Raw genomic sequence first — 21,971 nt, 5'->3', positions numbered from 1 at the left:
CCGGGTCTCCGGTGCATCCTTGGAGAGCCAATGACCGTACTTGTCAGACTGTCCGGCATCAGCAAAAACTTTAGCGGAGTACAGGCCCTGAAGGGCGTCGACTTCGACCTGAGGGCCGGCGAAGTCCATGCGCTGGTCGGTGAGAACGGCGCGGGAAAATCCACTCTGATGCGCGTGCTTGCCGGCGAAATGAAGCCGACCTCCGGGACCGTCAGCATTCACCGCGAGACGACGCAGCACTCCGCCCCGCGGGACGCCGCCGGCCGGGGTATTTCGGTGATCCATCAGGAACTGGCGCTGGCGCCCGACCTGACGGTCGCGGAAAACATCTTTCTCGGGCGCCTGCCGCGCATCGTCAATCACCGCCGGCTGCGCAAGGCAGCCAGCGAAATCCTCGAACGTCTCGGCTTCGACATCGACCCCACCACCCACGCCGGACGCCTGACAGTCGCTCACCAGCAGGTCGTGGAAATCGCCAAGGCGCTCTCCAACCGGGCGCGCATCATCGTCTTCGACGAGCCGACCGCGGTGCTTGCCAACAGCGATGCCGAGCGCCTGCTCGCGATCATCCGCGAGTTGCGCGCGGGCGGTACCGGTGTCGTCTACATCTCGCACCGTCTGAACGAGGTCTTCGACCTTTCAGACCGCATCACCGTCATGAAGGACGGCTCGCATGTGGAAACGCTGGAGACCTCCGCCACGGATGTCGACGCGGTGATCGCACGCATGGTCGGGCGGCAGATGTCCGCGCTTTTTCCATCCAAGGCCGGGCGTGTTCCGGGTGACGTGATCGTCCGTGTGCGCAACGTTGCGCGCGGCCGCAAGGTCCGCGACGTCAGTTTCTCGGTTCGCGCCGGCGAAGTCGTCGGCCTCGGCGGTCTCGTCGGTTCGGGCCGTACGGAAGTCGCTCGCCTCGTCTTCGGTGCCGACAAGATGGATTCGGGCACTGTAGAACTCAACGGCAAACCGCTCCATCTCTCCTCACCGCGCGAGGCCGTGCGCGCCCGCATCGGCCTCGTTCCGGAAGACCGCAAGCAGCAGGGCGTCATCCTCGATGCGCCGATCCGGATCAACACGACGCTTGCCAAGATCCGCAGCATATCCCGTCTCGGCTTCCTCGACGTAGGCAAGGAGCGGCAGGTCGCCGTGGCGCTTGGCGCCGAGATGCGGCTCAAGGCGTCGAGCGTCGACGCGCCGGTTTCGAGTCTTTCGGGCGGCAACCAGCAGAAAGTGGCGCTTGCCAAATGGTTCCACGCCGATTGCGACCTGCTCATCCTCGACGAACCGACGCGCGGCGTCGACGTCGGGGCGAAGGGCGAGATCTACAATCTGATCAACGACCTCGCCAAAGCCGGGAAAGCAATCCTCGTTATTTCGTCCGAACATCAGGAACTGTTCGGCATCTGCGACCGCGTTCTCGTGATGGCGGAAGGGGCCATCGTCGGCGAACTCACTGAAAGCCAGTTCACCGAGCAGCAATTGCTGACGCTGGCAATGACCCGGTCGGCCCGGGAAAGGAATGAGACAAGCCCATGAGCATTACGTCCGCAAGCGCCGCCGCGCCCTCGTCGTTTACGCCGCGCGTTCTGGACGCGATCCGCCACTACGGTACGTTCGGCATCTTCCTGGTGCTGGTGGTCGTCGCGTCCTTCTGGTCCGATGCGTTCCTGACGGAGCGCAACCTGATGAACGTCGTGCGCCAGGTCGCCTCCGGCGCCGGCATCATGGCCGTCGGCATGCTCTTCGTCGTGCTCACGCGCGGCATCGACCTTTCGGTCGGCTCCATCGCCGCCGTCGGATCGGTGCTCTGCGCCCACCTTATCGCAACACAGGGCTATGGCGTGCCGATGGCGATCCTGCTGGTCATTCTGACCGGCGCCGCCTGTGGCGTGGTCACCGGTTTCTTCGTCGCCTACATGCGGTTGCCGTCCTTCGTCATCTCGCTGGCGATGATGGCGATCGCCCGCGGCATCTCGCTGATCATCAGTGCGGGGCGCCCGATCACCATGGGATCGCCCGGCGCGTCGCTCGTCGATTTCGGCAGCGGCTTTCTCTTCGGTATTCCACAGCCAGCGATCCTGATGCTGGTCATCTATGCAATCGGGGGCGTGGTGCTGCTCTATACGAGCTTCGGCCGCATCGTCACCGCGATCGGCTCGAACGAGGAGGCCGTGCGGCTCTCCGGCGTGCCGGTCGAGCGCTATGTCCTGTCGGTCTATGTCATCAGCGGCGCACTCGCCGCGGTCGCGGGCATCGTCGCCGCGGGCCGGACGGGCATCGGCACGCCTCAGGTCGGTGTCGGTGCGGAGCTCGATGTCATCGCGGCCGTCGTCATCGGCGGCGCGAGCCTCATGGGCGGGCGCGGCGGCATGTTCAACACGCTGCTCGGCGCGCTGATCCTCGGTATCATCACCAACATCATGAACCTCGCCGGCGTGCCGGGCTATCACCAGAACGTCTATCTCGGACTGATCATCATCCTGGCAATGCTCATACAGTTCGTCACCGCCCGGTCGCGCCGTTAGGCCCCGCAAAGCGGGCGAGGCGACGTGCCCCGCCCGACGCTGGTGATCATGGCGGCGGAGGCGCTCGCCACGCGTCCCTTCGCCCCGCTTGCGGGGAGAAGGTGGCCGACAGGCCGGATGAGGGGCAAGTCAGCCAGAGCGGGACGAGGAAAAGTGTGCGCGCTTTGCCCGCATCCCCTAACTCTTGGAATAGATTACGCTCATGATTTTCAGCTCGATCCGACCTGAAATCACCTTGATCTAGAAGCCGCCGACCACGAAACCGCCATCGACTGGCAAGTCCGCGCCGGTGATGAATTCCGCGGCCGGCGAGGCGAGGAAGAGGGCGGTTCCGACCAGGTCGTCCACGGTGCCCCAGCGCTTGAGCGCCGAACGCTGGGCGATCTTCTCCGCCGGCACCGGGTCGGTCCAAAGACCCTTCGTCATGTCGGTCTTGTGGTAACCGGGGGAGATGGCGTTGACGCGGATGCCGTCGGGGCCGAAGGCGTGGGCAAGATGGCGTGTGAGGCCGAGCACGCCCGATTTGCTGGCGCCATAGGCCGGCACGAGCGGATCGCTGACATAGCTCAGCATCGAGGCCGTGTTGAGAATGACACCGCGCGAGGCCTTCAGGAGCGGCAGGACGGCCATGGCAAAGCGCATCTGGCTATTCAGGTTAACGTCCATCACCTCCATGTAGGTGGCGTCCTCGAATTCCGACTCGGGCCGGGCAATGCCTGCGCCGTTGACCAGAACGTCGAGCTTGCTCAGCGTCCTGGCGAAGGCGTTGATCGCTGCCGGGTCGCGCACGTCGACACGCTCGAAGCGGATTGCCTCGTTTTGGGGATCGGCCGCGGCAGCCTTGAGCTTGGTTTCCGAACTGCCGAGTGCGATGACCGAGCCGCCGAGCCGGGCAAAGCCCTGTGCAATGGCAAGGCCGATGCCGGACGAACCGCCGGTGACGAGAATGTCCTTGCCGGCAAAAAGGTCCGGACGAAACGTATCGACGATGTCTTTCATGAATTCCTCCTCAGGCATGATACTCGTTGTTCAGGTCCGCGTGCCGGCCGGATGGATCCGGGCGGCAAGCGCATCCATGTCGTCATAAAGCGCCATGCTGTGATGATAGAGCCGCTCGAAAACCGGCTGGACATGGCTGTAGACCTCGACCCATGCGGGGTCCGGCGCGATTTCTTCCGCATAACGCACATAGGCGTCCGCCGCGTCGTCCGGCCGGGAAAAGCGACCTGTCGCGGTTGCGGCCATGGCCGCGCAGCCCATGAGGCCGCATTCCGGCTCCTGCGGCACCATCACCGGTGTGTCGAAGACGCTTGCCTTGATCTTGAGCCAGAGCTTCGTGCGGGCACCGCCGCCCGCCGCTATCATGCGCTCCAGGCGCTTGCCCGAGCTGTGCTCCATGATACGGATATGACGCGCCATGGCGAAGGCGATCCCTTCCAGGATGGCCCGGTGCAGGTGCTCCATGCCGTGTCCGGCGCCGAGGCCGAAGAACTGTGCCCGCGCATTGCGATGCTGACCTAGGCGTTCGCCGGTGAGAAACGGCATGAACAGCAGTGCCTCGCAGCCGGCCGGCGCCTTCTCGGCGCGCGCGACGATGTCGCCGTAGCTCAGCGCGCCGTCATGGAAGGCGCGCCGCGCCCAGCGCATGCCGTCGCCGCCGGTTTCGAGGAGCACGAAGGGCGCCCAGTTGCCTTCGATGGTGGCGACGTTGGAAATCTCCGGATCCAGCAAGGGCTTGTCGGCGATCATCGTGACGATGGCACCGGTGCCCGTGCTGTCCGATCCGAGGCCGGGCCGGCAGACGCCCGAGCCGAGCAGCGCCACCGGATAGTCCGCTCCGCCAACCATGACGGGCGTGCCGGCGTTCAGTCCTGTCGCGAGCGCGGCCTGGTCCGTGACGCGGCCGATGATTTCCAGGGGGTTGCGGATGGGCGGAAGCAGCCGGGCATCAAGTCCCATTCGCTCGATCATCGCCGGCGACCAGCCGAGCGTTGCGGGGTTCATCAGAAAGCTGCAGGAGGCGTCGCCGGTATCCATGGCGATCTCGCCGGTCAGCCGCAAGTTGATGTAATCCTTGGGCATGATGGCGACGGCGCTGCGCCGATAGGCCTCGGGGTCGGCATCGCGCACCCATTGCAGCTTGAAGCCCGGCCAGGCCGGCGTCGGCGTGTTGCCGCTTTCTGCGAGATAGCTGTCGGGCTCGTTCTCCGCCTCGAAACGGCGCACGAGGTTCAGCGTGCGCTTGTCGTTCCAGAGCGGTGCGGTATCGCGCGTCAATTGCCCGGCATCGTCGATGAGCACGAGACCGTGCATCTGGCCGCATACGGCGACGATGGAGATGCGCTCGCGCGCGCCTTCCGCCTTGTCGAGTACGGTTCGGATGGCGATGCAGGCCCCCTCCCACCAGTCGAGCGGTCGCTGCTCTGCCCAGCCGAACTGCGGCACGATCTGGTCGTGCTCGCGCGCGGCGATTTCGACGATCTTCCCGCTGGTGTCGATGAGCGCCGCCCGCACGCTCCCGGTACCGACGTCGATCGCAAGAAAGAGTTCTCCGGTCATGTTGCGGCCTCCCTCAATGCGGCGAGTGCGCCGGACAGTTCGTGTTGCTGCTCGGCCGCGAGGCGATAGGCGGCAAGCGCGGCCCGGTAGACCGTGCGTGCATCCGGCGCGGGTTCACTGCGTCCTTCCGGAACGTGCAGTGCGCGGATCGGCAGGAAGTCCTCCCACAGCCCCATGCCGACGAAGGCCAGCGCCGCAGCACCGAGTGCCGCCGCCTGCTGATCGACCCTGGTCTTGACGATCGTGCAGTCGAAGACGTCGGCGAAGACCTGCCGCCAGAAGGCGCTGCGCGCGCCACCACCGACAATGATCATTTCCGGGCCGATCGCCGTCATGCGGCGCAACTCGTCCAATGCGATCCGCAGCCCGAGTGCCACACCCTCGAGCGTCGCGCGCAGGATGTCGGCACGGCCGTGCTGCAGGTCGAGCCCGACGAAGCCGCCGCGCACTGCCGGTCCGCCCTCGAAGTTCGTGCCGCCGCCGAGCGTCGGCACGAAGATCAGGCCGCGCGCACCGGCCGGAGCCTCGCCGGCGAGCCGGAAGAGCGCGTCATGGACGTCCATGCCTGCAACTTCGGCCGCATGCTTCACGTCCGGCAGCAGCGTGTCCGTCACCCAGTTGAAGCTCGTGCCCGAGGAAAAGATCGAGGTCGCCGAAATGAACATGCCCGGCGCCACATGGGCGAATACGAAGGGACGCACCCGATCGTCGAGGAGTGGCTCCGAAGCCGAAACGGTGATCCAGCTCGACGAGCCCATCGAGGCATAGGCGTCGCCCTCGAGAAAGGTGCGACCGCCAAGCGCCATGCAACTGTTGTCGACGCCGCCCGCGACCACTTTCACCCCGGGGGAGAGACCGAGCCGTTCGGCAATGTCGGGCAGGACCTCGCCGAGGACATCGGTGGAGGCGATGATGGGCGCGAACAGGTCCCGGCTCAGTCCCGCCGCTTCGACAAGTTCGCAGGCATAGCGCCCCGCCTTGAGGTCATAGACGCCGGTGCCCGAGGCATAGGACGGATCGGTGGCGATGCGGCCGGTCAGCCGCAGGTTGATGTAGTCCTTCGTGCCGATGATCGTCCGTGTCCGCGCGAAGATGTCGGGTGCGTTCCGGCGCAGCCACATGGCCTTGAACACGGTGTAGAGGGGGGCCGGAAAACCGTTGCCGGTCGTCCGGTACCAGGTGTCCGGATCGACGCGCGTGAAGAAATCCTCCGCTTCCGCGACGGCGCGTCCGTCGGACCAGATCGGTACGAATTCCTGCAGCAGCGCGCCGTTTTCGTCGAGCGGAAGGCAGCCGAGGCTGTGGCCGGAAACGGCAATGGCACGGATGTCGCCGGCTTTTACCGCGGCATTCTCGAACAGAATCCGGAGGCTGGCGCAAATTGCCTCCCACCAGTCTTCGGGACGCTGCTCGTGACAGGAGGACGAGGGGTAGAACGTTCTGTAGGAAACCACCTCTTCCGCAATGCAGGTCCCGTCCGGACGGAATATCGCGGCCTTGACACCGCCGGTTCCGAGGTCGAATGCCGCAACGGTGTCGCCCATGGCGTCAGCCCGCCTTACCGGCAATGTCGAGGCGGCCGCCGGGCAGGGCGGCGCACTGGCGCACGAGGTCGACGGCGACCTGCGTATTGATGCCGAACCGGGTGACCCCCAGACGCATCATGCCGGCGATGGCATCGAGCGAACGGATGCCGCCGGAGGCCTTGATCTCCACCGCGCCCCCAACGCTTTCGACGATGAGTTTCAGCTTTTCCAGCGTCGTGGCGGTCGGCGTCCAGCCGGTGCCGGTCTTCACGAAGGCGGCTCCGCTTTCGGCTACGATCGCCGAAGCCGTCCGGATCTCCTCGTCCGTCAGATGGGCGAGCTCCAGGATGACCTTGAGCGGCACCGGGGCAATAGCCTCTGCGACGGCGCGTATCTCGTTGCGGACATAGCCGAAGTCGCCGGATTTGAGGCGGCCGACATTGATCATCATGTCGAGTTCCTGCGCGCCGTTCCCGGCAAGCTCCACAGCCTCGGCGGTCTTGGTTCGGGTGCTGTGGCCGCCCGAGGGAAAGCCCACCGGACCGCCGACAAGCGTCAGGCCGCCCGAGGGGACGAGGCTTCGCAGCAGCGGCACGAAATTCGGCAGGGCATGCGCAGCGATGAACCCTTCCGCAACCGCGATTTCCGCCAGTTCCCGCACGTCCGCTTCCGTGTGGAAGGCCTGGACGGCGCTGATATCGATCAGGGCGGCGAGATCGCGAGGGGCGAGGGAGGCCGGCGGCTGGCGGCGGGTGTCGTTCATCTCTATGTCTCTGTGCTGGTGCGTAGGTAACGAAGATTGCGCTTCATGCCGGTGAAAAGATCGACATGCTCTGCGCCCCGGCGCAGTGCGACGCTGGTGGACAGGATGTCGACGACCGTCAGCGCGGCGATGCGGGAGATCGTCGGCGTGTAGATGTTGGTGTTTTCCAGCGTCTCGACCATCAGCACGATATCGCAGAATTCGACAAGCGGGCCGTCCGACCCGACGATGCCGATGACCAGACAGCCGCTCTCGCGCGCCCGGCGCGCGGTTTCGATGATCGCCAGCGTCGCGCCGGTATTGGAGATGACGACCGCGACGTCGCCGGGCTTCAGCATGGAAACGACCATGATCTGCTGGTGGGCGTCTGTTTCCGCGCCGCAGGGGACCCCGAAGAGGGGAAACTTCTGCTGGGCGTCGCGTGCGACGATGCCCGATGCGCCGAAGCCGAAGAACTCGATGCGGTTGGCCTTGGCAAGCGCGTCGACGGCTCGGTCGACCTGGACCGGGTCGAGATGATTGCGCACCCAGTCGAGGCTCGTGATCGTATAGTCGAAGATCTTCTCCGATACCTTGGCCGGATTGTCGCCGGCGTCGATGACCGAGTGGGTCGCGGACATGCCGAGCGCCAGACTCTGGGCGAGGCGGAGCTTGAAGTCCTGGTATCCAGTGCAACCGATCGAGGTGCAGAAACGGATCACCGTCGGCTGGCTCACCTCCGCCCATTCCGCCGCCTCGGCGATGGTCGCATTGATCACGCGCTTCGGATCGGCCAGAACGAGTTCGGCGACCTTGCGGTCCGACTTGCGCAAGTCCGCGCGCTTCAGCCTGATGACTTCGAGTATGTTGTTGTTGCCGCCGATCGTTTTGGGCTGGAGCGCATTGGTCGACATGGAGATCCCCGGTTACTTGGACAGTCGGTATTCGACCGACAGCTTTGCCCGATGGAGCCGTACCCTGCAATCGGCGGCCGCCGATTTGGCGTCGATCACCCGGGGGTCTTCGGTATTGAAGGCGAACATGCCGTAGTGATGGGCGATCATGTCGGACGCGCCGATCCGCTCCGCCAGCAGGCATGCTTCGTCCAGCGTCAGGTTGCCGGCAATGCCGGCCTGCGTAAGTTCGGCGCGGCGGCCGTTGACCGGCAGGAGCGCCAGGTCGACCCGGAGGGGCGACACCTCCTCGACGAGTCCCTCGTAAGGGATCGTGTCACCGGAATGGTAGAGGCGTGCACCCTCGGCCGCGATCACATAACCGAGGAACCTGTGCCAGCCCTCGGGGGTGCGTTCGAGTGTTTCATGCGCGGCGCGGATTGCGGTGACGCCGAGGCCGGCAAGAGGTTCGATGCGCTCGCCCGCGTCGACTGCAATAAGCCGTTCCGGGCCGACGCCGATACGCTCCTGCGCGGCAGCCAGCGCGGCGCGGGGCACGACGAAGCGGCAATCCGGGTTGGCCGCGGCGATCGGCATGAGGGTCTGCGGATCCATGTGGTCGGTATGCTGATGGGTCACGAGCACGAGGTCGACCGGGCCGAGCCCGGACGGCGCGACCGGGGCCGCCATCATGCGGTCGTGCTCGAAGCGCTGGCCGCGGTATTTTTCCGCGAGGCTGTCGGAGAGATAGGGATCGATGACGATGCGGAAGCGGTTCGTCGCGATCACGAAACCGGCCTGCCCGAGCCAGTAGAAGCGGATGCCGTCGGCCGGCGGCACGGCGAGCCGCTCGGTAAGCGAACCCGAAAAGGGCACAGGCGACAGCGACATCATGCGCTCTCCTCCTCGAGGGCCGAGAGAAGGTTGGCCACCGCAATCGCGGTCGCCTTGCTGACGCTCTCGTCGGTCAAGCCGCCGATATGGCTGGTGGCGATGACGCGCGGATGGCTGGCAAGGGAGCCGGCCGCCGGCGGTTCCTCGACGAAGACATCGGTCGCATAGGCCTGCAGCCGGCCCTCGTCGAGTGCGGCGCGCACCGCCTCCTCGTCCACCAGTGTTGCGCGCGCGGTATTAACGAGGATGGCGTGCGGGGGCACTGCCGCCAGACGCGCCGCATCGACGATCGGCCGGCCATCGGCCGGTGCCGGGCAGTGCAGTGAGACGATGTCCGCCTCCGCGAAGACCTCGTCGAGGCTCCCCCATTTGAACGGCCCATACACTTCGACATTCGGACGGAACGGATCATGGGCGATGACGCTGGCCCGCATCGCCGAGACCGCGCGTGCGACGCGCTTTCCGATCGCGCCGCAACCGATAATCCCGACGCTTCGTTCGGCGATTTCCTTGCCGCGCGAGCGGGGCCAGCCGCCGGCGCGGATGCCGGCGGTTTCGGTTGGAATGTGACGCAGGGCGGCAAGGATAAGCCCGGCCGCAAGTTCCGCCACGCCGACTGCGTTGGCGCCCTCGGCCTTGAGGACGCGTATGCCCCGTCCCTCAAGCAGGGAGAGCGGCAGATTGTCGATGCCGGTGCCGTTGCGGCTGATCGCCCGCAGACTGTCGGCGGCGGCGATGACCTTGCCGGAAACGGGCTCGACGCCCGCCAGCCAGCCGACACAGCCTGGCACGAGATCGATCAGTTCGGCCTCGTCCGGCATACGGCCCGGCGTGGAGAATACAAGCTCGAATCCAGCCTGCCGAAGCGGCTCGAGTTCCGGCGGCGGGGCGAGGGAGAGCGAACGGGGTGTCACGAGAATGCGCTTCACGGCGTCACCCCTTTGCCGCCTCGATGGCGATCCGCGAAATCTCGTCGAAGGCCGGCCCGGAGGTCGGAATGACGATATCGAACACTTCCGCGATGACCTGAGTCCAGCCGTGCAGGAAATAGGTCCATCCGTCCTCCACCTGCAGCCCGCGCGCGGCCTGCTGCCGTCGCGCCTGATCGAGAAAGACGAGGTCGCCGCGATAGTTGAGGTCCCAGGCGACGGCACGCTCGGGGAAAAGGCCGGCATCGGTGATCGGCGAACCCGGCGCGTCCTTGCCCAGACCGGTCGCGTTGATCACCATGGAACCGGGCTTCAGCGAGGCCATGGCCGCATCGTTCAGCTCCGGCCTGTCGGCCAGGACATAATCGACCTTCACGCGGGCGCCCATTGCCTCGTGAATCCGCTTCAATTCCTCGAGGCGGGGGCGCGACCGATTGGTCACGACGATGCGGGAGGGTAAATCGTCCCCGCGCTTTTCCTGCATGAGATGCCAGGTGATGGCGATGGTCGAACCGCCGGCTCCCATCGACAGAACTTCCGCGCCGGTTTCGGCGAAATGGCCGGCCGGCAAGAAGCCGTCGATGGCGAGACCCGATGAGATGGGATCCTTGGCGTGGCAGACGAGCTTGCCGCCGCGTTTGGACAGGCAGCTCGTCTCGTGCATCAGCAGTGCATGCGGATCGATCACGTCGAAGAGATCACGTGCCGCATTGAACAGGTCGATCTTGTGGGTCGTGACCAGCGCGCCGAGCGACAGCGGGTCCGATTTGATGAAGGAAACGGCCTCGCGGTAGGCCGCCGGATCGGCATGAAGCGGAAAGTCGATACCTTTCAGGACCGCGTCCTTCAGGCCAAGGTGACGCGCCCAGGCGGGGAAGACCCGCATGATCGAGCTCTTCGCCGTCGTCACGCCGATGAAATAGAAAGTTGGCTGGGTTGCGGGCTGGTAGCGGCTCATCGGGTCACCTCGCGTATTTCCTTCGCCCGTGCGACTGCCGCGCGCGCCTTTGCCGTGATGTCGGCCCAACGACCTTCGCCGATGTCGGCCTTGGTGGCGATCCAGGTGCCGCCGACGGCAGCCACCGCGCCAAGCTTCAGCCATTCATGCATGTTGTCGAGGCTGACGCCGCCGGTCGGCACGAAGCGGGTGCCGAGATGGGCGAAGGGAGCACTGATCGCCTCCAGCATCGACGGGCCCCCGGCCGCCTTGGCCGGAAAGAATTTTGCGAGCTTCAGGCCGTTGCGGGATACGGCCGTCAGGTCGGAGGGCGTCATGATGCCTGGAGCGAATGGAAAATCCTTGGCCTTGGCGGCTGCGACGATCTCTGCGTCGAAGCCGGGCGCGAGGCCGAAGCGCGCACCCGCACTGATCGCTGCGCGCAAAGCATCCGGCGTCAGGATCGTCCCGGCGCCGACCAGCAGTTCCGGGCGCTTCTCGGCCATGATCGCGATCACCTCGGCGGCTGCTTCGGTGCGGAATGTGATTTCGGCAAGCGGCAAGCCGCCTTCGAGAAGCGCATCGGCCAGCGCGACGGCGTCGGAGGAGCGCTCGATCGCGATGACCGGAACGACGCCGAGAGTTGCGGCTGTGTCGAACGGGGCAATCATGCGGTTTTCTCCTTCTTTTCGCGGCCATAGAGCGCGGCGACCGTCGCCGCGTCGCGCATCCGCCAATTGGGATTGTCGACCTGCTTCCAGCCGCCCTTGCCGTCATCGATGATGCGCGCACGCATGCCGCCCGCCTTGGCGATGCAGTCGTAGTCCTGGCCAGAGTCGGCAGGGTAGCAGAAGAGCATCACGAGCTCGTCGTCGCCGATATTCACCGACCGGTGGATCCAGTATGGCGGCACGTAGCAGACCGTCTGCGCGTCGATGGGCACGACGCGGACTTCGCCCTCCGGAGATTCCAGGAGCATGAGGCCGCGCCCCTTCTGGCCGTAGTAGATTTCCGGCCGGTCCGACTGCTTGTGAATGTGGCCGCGGGTGACGAAATACTCTTCGCCCACCTTGCCCGGCAGCATGCCGGTGATACCGAAAATGAGGTCGCCGGTGCGTTCGTTGGGGCGGAATTCCGAGACCTCGTAGACGACCGTATCGTTCCAGGTTTCCTGCATGGCAGAGAATGCCGCCTCGTCGGCATAAAGACCGGCGAGATCGCGGAAGCGTTTCTGATAGGCGCCCGTTGCATCGCTCATGGCACCGGTCCGCAGATCGACCTGGCACCCTGCGGGCTCAAATAGCTTTGTCAAAGTAATTCCTCGTATGTCTCGTTCTTGGTATCAGGCGATCGTATAACCGCCGTCGATCATGAGGTTCGCGCCGTTGACCATCGCGGCCGCGCCGCTGGCGAGGTAGAGTACCGATGCGGCGATCTCCCACGGCTTGGCGAAGCGCCGCGTTGGGATGGCGGCGCGGGCGCGCTCGCCTTTCTCTCCAGCCCAGCCGGTTAGCCCGAGCTCCGTTTCGACCACTGTCGGCGAGACCGCGTTGACGGTGACGCCGCGTGGACCCCATTCCAGCGCCATGCAGTTCGTCATGCCGATGATGCCCGCCTTGCTGGCGCAGTAGGCAACATGGCCCTCGATGCCGATGACCGCCGCCTGGGAGGCCATGTTGACGATGCGGCCCGACCCCCGATCCAGCATGCCGGGGGCGATCGCGCGCGCCATGAGGAAGGCACCCTTGAGATTGACGGCGAGCGTACGGTCCCATTCGACCGTCGGATAGCTTTCCGCAGGGGCAAGCGGCCCGATGCCGGCATTGTTGATCAGAATGTCGATCCGGCCGAAGGCTTCGGTCACCGACTTGACGGCGCGCTCGACTCCCTGCTCGTCCGTCACGTCCGCCACATGGGCGATGTGGCCGGTGCCGAGCGAAACGGCCACATCCGAAACGGCGGCGTCGCGATCCAGAAGCGCGACGCGCGCCTTCTTCGCGGCGAAAGCTTCGGCAACTGCCCTGCCGATGCCGGTGGCGGCGCCCGTGACCACGACGGTCTTGCCGCTGAAATCGAGCAGGTCGTCGGAGGAGGGGACTTCCGTCATGTCAGAATTCCTGGCCTGTGTGGGTGATCGTCATCTCCTGGAGATTGACGTCCTGCGGCAGCTCGTAGGCAAAGAGCATGGTCCGCGCGATGTCGTTGGCATTCAACCCGCCGTCGAGCTGCTTGCGGCCGCTGTCCCAGAAGTCGTAGGCGTTCTGGTGGGTGATGGTCTTGTCGATCTCCGACTTCGCAACGCCGGGCGAGATGACCATGACGCGGACGCGATGAGACGACATGGTCTGGCGCATTCCTTCGCTGACGGCATGTACGAAATGCTTGGTGCCGCCATAGACATCATGGTGCGGATAGACCTTGCGGCCTGCGATGGAGGAGACGTTGATGATGGTGCCGTGGCGCCGCTCCTTCATGCCGGGAGCGACCGCGTGCATGCCGTTGAGAACGCCGAGGCAGTTGATATCGACGAGATCGCGCCATTGCGCTGGGTCCTGCTCGTCGAGCCGGGCGAGACGGGAGATGCCGGCATTGTTGATGAGGCAGTCGACCGGGCCGAACTGCGCCTCACCCTGCCGGATCGCGCTTGCGAGCGCATCATAGTCACGGACGTCGGCGGCGACCGCGAGCATGTTCGGAAGCGCCATCGCCTCGATCAGTTCGGATCGGCGGGCGATCAGGAGCAGGGGATAACCGGCGGCCGAGAAGACGCGCGCGGTTTCCTGTCCGATGCCGGCGCTTGCGCCGGTGATCATGACGAGCGGCTTTCTGCCGGTCATGGTTTGCCTCCCGTCGGTCAGTGGATGCTGCGTGAAAAAGCGTCGAGCGCCAGGATCGCGTCGCGCACGGCCGCTACGGTGATGACGACCGGCGTGGCATAGATGATGTTGCCGGGCCGGCAGGCGGCTTCCGCCACGCGCCCGATCTTGGCGGGCACGTCATCGACGACGCCGAGGTCCGCCAATTTGGTCGGCAGTCCGACGCTGCGGCAGAAGCGTATCATCGTCTCGATCTCGGATCGGTCGCGGTTTTCCAGCATCAGCAGGCAAAGCGTGCCGAAGGCGACCTTCTCGCCGTGGAAATAACCGTGCACCTCCTCCAGCACTGTCAGGCCGTCATGGATGCCATGCGCGGCCGAGCAGCCGCAATTCTCGAAACCGAGGCCGGATAGCAGCGTGTTGGCCTCGATGATGTTTTCGACCGCCTGGGTCAGCAGGCCGGCCTCGACGGCGATCTTCGCCTTGACGGCATCGCGTATCAGCACATCCTGGCAATGCCGGGCGATTGCCATCCCGGCTTCGGTAGCGGGGAAGCCGCCGGCCACATAATTGTCCGTGCGCGACTCGATGTTGGAGCGAGCCTCGAACCAGGTCGAAAGCGCATCGCCGATCCCCGCGACGAGGAAGCGTGCCGGCGCGGCTGCCACCAGCGCGGAATCGACGACGACGACGTCCGGGTTGCGGGGCAGGCGGAGCGCCTCCTCGTAGACCCCATGTTCGGTGTAGCGCACGGCAATCGCGCTGCAGGGCGCGTCGGTCGAGGCGATGGTCGGTGCGATGACGATGCGGGCTCCAGTGTCGATGGCGACGATCTTGGCTGTGTCGGCCGTCTTGCCCCCGCCCACGCCCACGAGAATATCGCTGCCCTGATCGATTGCGACCTTGCGGACGCGCTCGATCTCGGAGGTGCAGCACTCTCCGCCGAACCGCTCGAAGCGGATGTCGAGCGAGTCGCCGCAGCTTTTGCCGATGCGTTCGCTGAGTGCGTCGAACAGCACGCGGTCGATCAGGACGAGCGCGCGTTTGCCGAGCGGCGCCAGATAGGCCGCCAGCTTGTCGATCTCGCCCGCACGCTGGATGTATTTGTTCGGACCGCCGAATGCCCGTGCCATTCAATTGCTCCTATCGCTGCATGGTGATGTGTAGGTCAGTGGATGGTGTAGCCACCGTCGATGGTGAGCACCGAGCCGGTGATGTAGCTGGCGGCGTCCGAAGCAAGGAACAGCACCGCTGCCGCCACTTCGCTGGCCTTGCCCGCGCGGCCCAGCGGCGTCATGCCGAGCCAGATTTTCGACCATTCGGGATCATCCAGACCACCCTGCGTCATCGCCGTCTCGATATAGCCGGGGGCGACGGCGTTGATGCGGATGTTGCTCTTGGCGAATTCACCCGCGAGCGACTTCGTCAACATGTGTACGCCCGCCTTGCTGGCGTTGTAGGCGACCTGGTTCTGCGGCAGGTTGCTTATGTAACCCGAGATCGATCCGATGTTGACGATCGAACCGCGGCCGGCCGCCGCCATCGTCTCGATAGCCGCGCGACAGCACCAGAAAAGGCCGGTCAGATTGGTGTTGATCACCTCGTTCCAGGTTTCCGGCTCGAGTTTCAGGCTGTCGCAATGGCGCGCGATCCCGGCATTGTTCACGAGGATGTCGAGCCCGCCCAACTCTGCTGCTGCCTGCCTGACGACCTGCTGCGCAGCGGCCTCGTTGGAAATGTCAGCGGGCAGGTAGATCGCCTCGATCCCCTTCTGCTTCAGTTGCCGGACAGCCTTTTCACCTTCGTCGCGCGAGCGGGCGGAAATGGCCACGCGCGCACCGGCTTCGCCAAGCGCCTCGGCACAGGCGAAGCCGATGCCGCGACTGCCGCCAGTGATGAAAGCGGCGCGCCCATTCAGTCTGAAAAGCTCAGCGTACACTTCTCCCCTCCCTGGCTATGCGCATCCCGGCGCCTCTAAAAATGTAGTTTAATTACCTTGACAATCGAGTGTCAATCCGAAAATCTAACTATCAGAGGTGGAATTGCCGGATTACGCCGGGGATGAGTAAATTTATCCTGGCGCTGTCTCGGTTAAATGTAGCTAAGCTACAGGAGGGCTATTGCATGGGCGTCCTGCGTCAATGCCGTTTCCGGCCGAACCGCTGGAAGGGTGGGACCTCAGCGACGGGTTGCCCGGCGTCGTCCCTTGGTCGCCGTCGCCCCTTCAGCGTCGCGCGCCTTCGCTGCAGCCAGATAGTGCTCTCGCGTCGCCGCGATGTGCCGTCCCATGAGGTCGATTGCGGCATCGTCGTCACTGCTCGCGACCAGCTCGGCAAGGCACACATGGTCTTCGAACGAGGAGGCCCCGTCGCCCGCAATCTCCAGGTAGGCTTGATATGTCCGTCCAGATACTAGTTGCCCCTGATTTGCTCGAAGCGCGAGTCGAGAACGCCTTGCGCCAGGCCGGCGCTGCGCAGGACTCGGCCACTGCAGCGGTGCGGGCGATGATGCACGCCTCGCGCATCGGGGTGGACAGTCACGGCGTGCGGCTGGTGGTTCATTATGACCGCGTGCTGCGCGGCGGCCGGGTCAACGGCACGCCGAGCATGACGGTCCGCCGGACCGCGGCCGCCACGGCCGTCGTTGATGGCGACAACGCGCTCGGCCATCACGCGGCCTATGTCGCCATGGATCAGGCCATCGAACTGGCGCGCGAAAGCGGCATCGGCGCGGTCGGAGTCATCCGTTCCTCGCATTTCGGCGCGGCCGGCGCCTATGCACGGGTGGCCGCCGAGGCGGGCATGATCGGCTTTGCCACCACCAATTCCGACAGGGTCGTGGCGCCGTTTCAGGGTCGCGAGGCCTTCCACGGCACCAACCCCCTGGCATTTGCCGCGCCAAGCGGCGGCGCGCGGCCTTGGCTGCTCGACATGGCAACCTCGTCTATCCCGCTGAACCGGCTGCTCCTCTACAAGTCCCTCGGAGTGTCTTTGCCGGCGGGGGTCGCGGTCGACGAGGCGGGTCGGCCGACCGTGGAGCCTTCCGATGGCAGGACGCTTCTGCCGCTCGGCGGTGTGGATTTTTCCTTCAAGGGTGCAGCTCTTGCCGGCGTCGCGACGCTGCTGTCGGCCATCCTGCAGGGCATGACCCTCGATCATGACCTCATGCCCATGGTCGGAACGGATGATTATTCGACCCCGCGCGGAATGGGTCATTTCCTGCTTGCCATCGATCCGGACCGATTTGGCGGACGCGACGTCTTCAACAGGGGCATGGCTGCTTATCTGGAAGCCCTGCGGGCCGCGCCCGCGCAGGAGGGGGGTGAAGTGCTGGCGCCTGGCGACCGCGAATGGCGTGTCGAAGCCGCGCGTGCGCAAACCGGCATCCCGATCGATCCCGATACCGCGGCCTTTCTTGGTCTGCTGCGGGACCCGGCCGAACCGGCCGGAAGCTCCGAGGGGAGTTAGTTTCATAGCCAACACGTGCCGGGGCAGGGAGCCTCCGGCCATCAACTGGGGAGGAATAGAATGAAAACGATGCTGAAGCAGGGATTGCTGGCCGCAGCGCTGTTGACCTCGACGGCGCCGGCCGCCATGGCGCAGGAATGCGCGGATGCGGATCGCGTGCCGATCACATGGTCCACGATCGCGGGCTTCTACACGGATGCGATGGCGAAGCTGGTGTCGGGCTTCGAGGCGGGCCACTGCGTGAAGGTCAATGTCGTCAACATCGACAACTCGCAGCTCTACAACAAGCAGGTCATCGAAATGGTCGGCCAGACCGGTGCCTATGACGTCGTGACCCTCGAAACCTCCGAAAAGGCGGAATTCGCCGACAACGGCCTCATTCTGCCGATGACCGAATATTTCGCGGACAAGAAGGAGCAACTCGACGATGTCGCGCCGACGCTCGCAGCGTTGACGACGCAGTACAAGGGCGATGTCTGGGGCCTGCCTTACTACACCTACACGGCCGGTTACATCTATCGCGCCGACCTGTTCGACGACCCGACCGAAAAGGAAGCCTTCAAGAAGCGCTTCAACTACGACCTCGCCGTGCCGACCACCTGGGCGCAGCACCGCGACATCGCCGAGTTCTTCACGCGCAAGGCTGGCGAGACGCTGAAAGGGGAAAAGCTCACCAAGGACTTTTACGGCGTCGGCCTGATGGCTGGTCCCTTCCCGGAGATCCAGGACGAAATGTCCGGTGTGCTCTGGTCCCAGGGCGCCGACTGGTTGACGGACGAAGGCAAGGTGCCGGTCGATGCCGTCGAAAAGGCGATGAACGACTATCTGGAACTGGTCAAATACGCGCCGCCGGCCGCGCTTACCGTGACCTATGACGGCGTCATGAACCAGATGAAGGACGGGCAGATCGCCCAGACCTATTCCTTCTTCCTCGATCAGTGGCCGAATGCGGTGCAGACCGAAAAAGTACCGGGTGCCCAGATGGGCGTCGCCGAGGCGCCGGAGAAGAAAGCCTATATCGGCGGTTTCCTGCTGGCGGTTTCCGCATCATCCGCCCACCCGAAGGAGGCGATGGATTTCGTCGCCTATATCGGCGGACATGATGCGCAGATGGAGTTCGCCAAGGCCGGCGGGAGCTCCACGCTGATGAGCGTTCTTTCCGATCCGGCCTTCGCCGCACCGGAGAGCCGCGCGAAGACCGGCCATTTCGCAACGCTCCTGGAAATCTTCGAGTCGATGAAGGGCTTCCGCTCGAACCTGTTCGACACGCCGTTCGGCGCGAAGATCTACAACACGATGCAGATCCCGCTGCAATCGGCCGCTGCCGGCCAGATCTCGGCCCGCCAGGCCGCCGAACAGCTTGCCGGCGAAGTCGAGAAGATTTGCGGCGGCCCGTGCCCGATCGGGAAGTGATCGGAGGCATCCCTCAACGCAATGCATGGTGGGCGCCAGCCCACCATGCGGATCGATCGAAAGGCGCGGGCGACCCCGCGCAACCTTCTGGAGGAGTTTGATGTCGCAGTCGCTATCCGTGCCGGCGTCACGGGAAAGGGGAGTGGCCAGCCCGACTGCCATGTCCGATCGCTGGTTTTCGATCCTTCTCGTCGTGCCTGCGATGTTGGTCATTCTGGTCTTCGCCCTGCTGCCGCTCGCCTATGCGCTGGACGTGTCCTTTCGTTTCGCCGACCTGACGCGCGGCCGGATCGGGGACTTCGTCGGTCTCGACAACTACCGGGCGGTGCTGCACGACAGGGCCTTCTGGAGCTCCGTCTGGGTTACGCTCAAGTTCACGCTGACGGCCGTCACCCTCGAAATGGTGCTCGGCATCGCCATCGCCTTCCTGATTCACGGCGCCACGGCCGGCAAGGGCGTCATCCGCAGCCTGATGATCCTGCCGCTTGCCACCTCGGCCGCGGTGACGGGCCTTTTCTGGCGCTATCTCTACGACACCCAGTTCGGACTGATTAACTACTTCCTTGGCCTCGTCGGGCTGCCGGAGCCCAACTGGCTCGGCGACTATACGATCGCGCTCTGGTCGGTCATCCTGTTCGATGTCTGGCAATGGACGCCTTTCGTCGCGCTGATCGCGCTCGCCGGTCTCCAGGCCCTGCCCAAGGAGCCTTTCGAAGCCGCCGAACTCGATGGCGCCAGCACCGTCCGGGTGCTTCGCACCCTGACCTTTCCAATGCTGAAACCGGTGCTCTTCCTCGTCCTCGTCCTGCGCACCATCGACAGCGTCCGGCTGTACGACGCGGTGGCGGTGCTCACGCGCGGCGGACCGGGCACGGTGACCGAAACCATGACCTTCTATCTCTACCGTACGGGCCTGAAGCTGTTCCGGATGGACTATGCATCCACCATGGCGATCTTCTTCCTCTACGCCATGCTGGTCGCAAGCCTCTTCGCGCTGCGCCCGCTGCTCACCCAATTTTCGTCCCGCGCATCGGAAGGCTGAGGAGAGCGCCATGCTGCAACGTGAATCAAGTTTTGCCAAGGAAGCGCTCCGCTACGGCCTGATCGTGCTCGTGCTCGGCTTCATCGTCTTTCCGATCGCCTGGATGATCATCACCTCGTTCAAGCCCGCCGATGCGGTCATGGTGTCGCCGCCGCGCTTCCTGTTCACCCCGACGCTCGAAAACTACACGCACGCGATCTACGACAAGAACTTCCTGTTCTACATCAAGAACACGCTGTTCATCTCCGTCGCTTCGACGATCATCGTCGTCGTCACGGGGTCGCTCGCGGCCTATAGTTTCGCCCGCTACAATGTCGGCGACGGCCATCTGCTCTTTTTCATCCTGTCGACAAAGATGTTTCCGGCGATTGCAGTGATCCTGCCTTACTTCCTGATCTTTCGGGATGTCGGCAAGACCGGCATCGGCCGCTTCTTCGGCATCGGCCTCGACCAGCCGGGGGCTTTGATCATCTCCTATACGGTGTTCAACCTGCCTTTCGCCATCTGGCTGCTGGTGTCCTTCTTCCAGGACATTCCCCGCGAGCTCGAACATTCCGCCCGTCTCGACGGCCTGTCGCGGCTGAAGGTCCTGGCCAAGGTCGTGTGCCCGCTGGCCGCCCCCGGCATCGCAGTCACCGGGGTGTTCACGCTGATCTTCAGCTGGAACGAGTTCCTCTTCGCCTACATCCTGACCCGTAAGGCCGCGAGCACCGTGACGGTAGGCGTCGAGTCCTTCTTCACCCTGCAAGGCATTCTCTGGGGCCCGGTCGCGGCCGCTGCCACCATCAGCGTCCTGCCGATGCTGGTCTTCGTGCTGGCCATGCAACGCTACATGGTCCGAGGCCTGACCTTCGGCGCTGTGAGAGGATAAGGTCATGAGCTTCAGTCAAGGCTGGGACACCGGCTTCCGCGTCATCCTCATCTATGTCGGCATCGTTTTCGTCTGGCTCGGCCTGATCGAGCCGTATTTCACCAGCCGGTCGGTGTCCGTCATCGTCATGAACATCGTTGCGTTCGCGATCTCTGCGGCTTTCGTCGTCCGCGCGCGCAATCGCTTTATCGCCGAGCGTCGGCAGGCCGAGGCCGACGTTGCCGCCCTGATGCAGGAGGACGTCTGATGTACGAATTGAGATCCGTCCACAAGCGATACGGGCTTGCCAAGGTCGCGCTGCGCAAGATCGATCTTGCCGTGCGGGACCGGGAATTCCTGGTGATTTACGGGCCTGCCGGCGCGGGCAAGAGCACGCTTCTCAACATCCTGGCGGGGATATCCAAGCCGACCAGCGGCGACGTGCTGCGCAACGGTACGTCCATTCTGCGCGTGCCGCCGGAAAAGCGCGACGCGGCCATGGCTTTCGAGAATTATGCGCTCTATTCCCACCTTTCGGTCGGCGAGAACCTCGCCTTTCCGCTGAAGGCGCGCGGTTTCGACCGCGCCGAGATCGAGGCGCGGGTCAGGCGGATTTCCGGGATTCTCGGCATCGGGCACCTGCTCGAGCGGCGGCCGGGCTTCCTTTCCGGCGGGCAGCGCCAGCGCGTCGCGCTCGGCCGTGCGATCATCCGGCCGGCCGATATCTATCTTCTCGATGAGCCGGTCGGCCATCTCGACGCGAAACTGCGCCACAAGATACGCGCCGAACTGAAGGCGCTGGCGGAGGACCTGGCCGCGACTGTCGTCTTCACCACGACTTCGTCGCGCGAGGCATTGGCGCTGGGCGACCGCGTCGCCGTACTTAATGCCGGCAAGCTGGAGCAGGTCGGCAAACCCGCCGATCTCTATCACCGGCCCGCCAACGCCTTCGTCGCTTCCTTCGTCGGCGACCCGCCGATGAGCTTCATCTCCGTGAAGCCGCGGCGCAACGACGGCAAGGTCGATTTCGTTACGGCGGACGGAATGCCGGTGGCCTCGCTTGCGGCCGAGGCCGTCCGGGACCTCGACGACGAGCCCGGCTCGCGGATCCAGGTGGGTTTCCGCTCCAACGAGGTCCGGATCGCCCGGGAGGGAGATTCCAACGCGCTTCGCGGCCGCGTCGATGTCATCGAGAACCTAGGCTACATGAAGATCGCACTGGTTGGCATCGGCGGCGACCAGGTTTCAGTCTCGGTGCCCGCCGGCACGCCGCTCGGTGTCGGCGAAACGGTCGCCATCGCCTTCCCGCGCGATGCCATTCATCTGTTCCAGAACGCCCGGGCGGTCACGCACGCGACGCCTTCCGCAGGAGTTTGAC

At 64.8% G+C, this 21,971-nt stretch carries 22 protein-coding genes and 1 pseudogene; 8 read left to right on the top strand and 15 right to left on the bottom strand.

Going from position 1 to position 21,971, the window contains the following annotated elements:
• Positions 1-30 precede the first annotated feature (30 nt).
• Together AC5J09_RS25410 and AC5J09_RS25405 are read left to right on the top strand one after the other, a co-directional pair.
• Positions 31-1,536: a sugar ABC transporter ATP-binding protein gene (locus tag AC5J09_RS25410; RefSeq protein ID WP_018095842.1), complete on the top strand. Its 1,506-nt coding sequence runs from the start codon at positions 31-33 to the stop codon at positions 1,534-1,536.
• Positions 1,533-2,525 (top strand): ABC transporter permease, encoded by a 993-nt coding sequence (locus tag AC5J09_RS25405; RefSeq protein ID WP_494298823.1) that lies wholly within the window; start codon positions 1,533-1,535, stop codon positions 2,523-2,525. The genes AC5J09_RS25410 and AC5J09_RS25405 overlap by 4 nt, the downstream gene beginning before the upstream one ends.
• A gap of 240 nt (positions 2,526-2,765) precedes the next feature.
• Here AC5J09_RS25405 and AC5J09_RS25400 read toward each other — a convergent pair whose 3' ends face one another.
• The 15 genes and pseudogenes from AC5J09_RS25400 to AC5J09_RS25330 all read right to left on the bottom strand — a co-directional run.
• Positions 2,766-3,524 (bottom strand): SDR family NAD(P)-dependent oxidoreductase, encoded by a 759-nt coding sequence (locus AC5J09_RS25400; RefSeq protein WP_026168682.1) that lies wholly within the window; start codon positions 3,522-3,524, stop codon positions 2,766-2,768.
• A gap of 30 nt (positions 3,525-3,554) precedes the next feature.
• The gene (locus AC5J09_RS25395; protein ID WP_494298822.1) at positions 3,555-5,084 is read right to left on the bottom strand and encodes a xylulokinase; all 1,530 of its coding nucleotides are present in this window, start codon (positions 5,082-5,084) and stop codon (positions 3,555-3,557) included.
• A complete protein-coding gene (locus AC5J09_RS25390) occupies positions 5,081-6,628 on the bottom strand; it encodes a xylulokinase (protein ID WP_494298821.1) in 1,548 nt (515 codons plus the stop codon). Before AC5J09_RS25390 ends, AC5J09_RS25395 begins: the two co-directional genes overlap by 4 nt.
• 4 nt (positions 6,629-6,632) lie before the next feature.
• Positions 6,633-7,373 (bottom strand): deoxyribose-phosphate aldolase, encoded by a 741-nt coding sequence (deoC, locus tag AC5J09_RS25385; protein ID WP_411921539.1) that lies wholly within the window; start codon positions 7,371-7,373, stop codon positions 6,633-6,635.
• 2 nt (positions 7,374-7,375) lie between these two features.
• The gene (locus AC5J09_RS25380; protein WP_411921540.1) at positions 7,376-8,266 is read right to left on the bottom strand and encodes an SIS domain-containing protein; all 891 of its coding nucleotides are present in this window, start codon (positions 8,264-8,266) and stop codon (positions 7,376-7,378) included.
• A gap of 12 nt (positions 8,267-8,278) precedes the next feature.
• Entirely contained in the window at positions 8,279-9,139 is an 861-nt protein-coding gene (locus tag AC5J09_RS25375; protein ID WP_494298820.1) for an MBL fold metallo-hydrolase, read from the bottom strand.
• The gene (locus AC5J09_RS25370; protein ID WP_494298819.1) at positions 9,136-10,068 is read right to left on the bottom strand and encodes a phosphoglycerate dehydrogenase; all 933 of its coding nucleotides are present in this window, start codon (positions 10,066-10,068) and stop codon (positions 9,136-9,138) included. Before AC5J09_RS25370 ends, AC5J09_RS25375 begins: the two co-directional genes overlap by 4 nt.
• A gap of 4 nt (positions 10,069-10,072) precedes the next feature.
• The gene (locus tag AC5J09_RS25365; RefSeq protein WP_494298818.1) at positions 10,073-11,026 is read right to left on the bottom strand and encodes a shikimate dehydrogenase family protein; all 954 of its coding nucleotides are present in this window, start codon (positions 11,024-11,026) and stop codon (positions 10,073-10,075) included.
• Complete coding sequence (locus tag AC5J09_RS25360) at positions 11,023-11,676, bottom strand: bifunctional 4-hydroxy-2-oxoglutarate aldolase/2-dehydro-3-deoxy-phosphogluconate aldolase (protein ID WP_440852149.1); 654 nt, start codon at positions 11,674-11,676, stop codon at positions 11,023-11,025. Before AC5J09_RS25360 ends, AC5J09_RS25365 begins: the two co-directional genes overlap by 4 nt.
• The gene (locus AC5J09_RS25355; RefSeq protein WP_494298817.1) at positions 11,673-12,317 is read right to left on the bottom strand and encodes a glucose-6-phosphate isomerase; all 645 of its coding nucleotides are present in this window, start codon (positions 12,315-12,317) and stop codon (positions 11,673-11,675) included. The genes AC5J09_RS25360 and AC5J09_RS25355 overlap by 4 nt, the downstream gene beginning before the upstream one ends.
• 30 nt (positions 12,318-12,347) lie before the next feature.
• The gene (locus AC5J09_RS25350) at positions 12,348-13,112 is read right to left on the bottom strand and encodes an SDR family oxidoreductase (RefSeq protein WP_494298816.1); all 765 of its coding nucleotides are present in this window, start codon (positions 13,110-13,112) and stop codon (positions 12,348-12,350) included.
• A gap of 1 nt (position 13,113) precedes the next feature.
• Positions 13,114-13,842, bottom strand: a complete 729-nt coding sequence (locus AC5J09_RS25345; RefSeq protein ID WP_494298815.1) for an SDR family oxidoreductase — start codon at positions 13,840-13,842, stop codon at positions 13,114-13,116.
• A gap of 17 nt (positions 13,843-13,859) precedes the next feature.
• Positions 13,860-14,954 carry a glycerol dehydrogenase gene (locus tag AC5J09_RS25340; RefSeq protein ID WP_494298814.1) on the bottom strand — a complete coding sequence of 365 codons (1,095 nt, stop codon included), beginning with the start codon at positions 14,952-14,954 and terminating at the stop codon, positions 13,860-13,862.
• Between the two features lie 35 nt (positions 14,955-14,989).
• Complete coding sequence (locus AC5J09_RS25335) at positions 14,990-15,760, bottom strand: SDR family NAD(P)-dependent oxidoreductase (protein ID WP_411921549.1); 771 nt, start codon at positions 15,758-15,760, stop codon at positions 14,990-14,992.
• Between the two features lie 239 nt (positions 15,761-15,999).
• Positions 16,000-16,185 (bottom strand): annotated as a pseudogene (locus AC5J09_RS25330) (GntR family transcriptional regulator); the annotation flags it as partial.
• A 32-nt stretch (positions 16,186-16,217) separates the two neighbouring features.
• Between AC5J09_RS25330 and AC5J09_RS25325 the strand changes: the two are divergent.
• The 6 genes from AC5J09_RS25325 to AC5J09_RS25300 all read left to right on the top strand — a co-directional run bounded on the left by AC5J09_RS25325 (position 16,218) and on the right by AC5J09_RS25300 (position 21,970).
• Positions 16,218-17,288 (top strand): Ldh family oxidoreductase, encoded by a 1,071-nt coding sequence (locus tag AC5J09_RS25325; RefSeq protein WP_411921550.1) that lies wholly within the window; start codon positions 16,218-16,220, stop codon positions 17,286-17,288.
• 60 nt (positions 17,289-17,348) lie between these two features.
• Positions 17,349-18,701, top strand: coding sequence for an ABC transporter substrate-binding protein (locus tag AC5J09_RS25320; RefSeq protein WP_494298813.1), 1,353 nt, complete (start codon positions 17,349-17,351; stop codon positions 18,699-18,701).
• Positions 18,702-18,843: 142 nt separating this feature from the next.
• A complete protein-coding gene (locus AC5J09_RS25315; RefSeq protein WP_411933770.1) occupies positions 18,844-19,743 on the top strand; it encodes a carbohydrate ABC transporter permease in 900 nt (299 codons plus the stop codon).
• 10 nt (positions 19,744-19,753) lie between these two features.
• The gene (locus tag AC5J09_RS25310) at positions 19,754-20,614 is read left to right on the top strand and encodes a carbohydrate ABC transporter permease (protein WP_018095822.1); all 861 of its coding nucleotides are present in this window, start codon (positions 19,754-19,756) and stop codon (positions 20,612-20,614) included.
• Between the two features lie 4 nt (positions 20,615-20,618).
• Complete coding sequence (locus AC5J09_RS25305; protein ID WP_411921554.1) at positions 20,619-20,861, top strand: hypothetical protein; 243 nt, start codon at positions 20,619-20,621, stop codon at positions 20,859-20,861.
• Positions 20,861-21,970, top strand: coding sequence for an ABC transporter ATP-binding protein (locus AC5J09_RS25300; protein ID WP_494298812.1), 1,110 nt, complete (start codon positions 20,861-20,863; stop codon positions 21,968-21,970). The genes AC5J09_RS25305 and AC5J09_RS25300 overlap by 1 nt, the downstream gene beginning before the upstream one ends.
• The last annotated feature ends 1 nt before the right edge of the window (position 21,971 follow it).

Source organism: Sinorhizobium sp. (assembly GCF_059070375.1).
The sequence above is the reverse complement of the archived record's forward strand: the minus strand, read 5'-3'. Positions and strand labels throughout refer to the sequence as shown.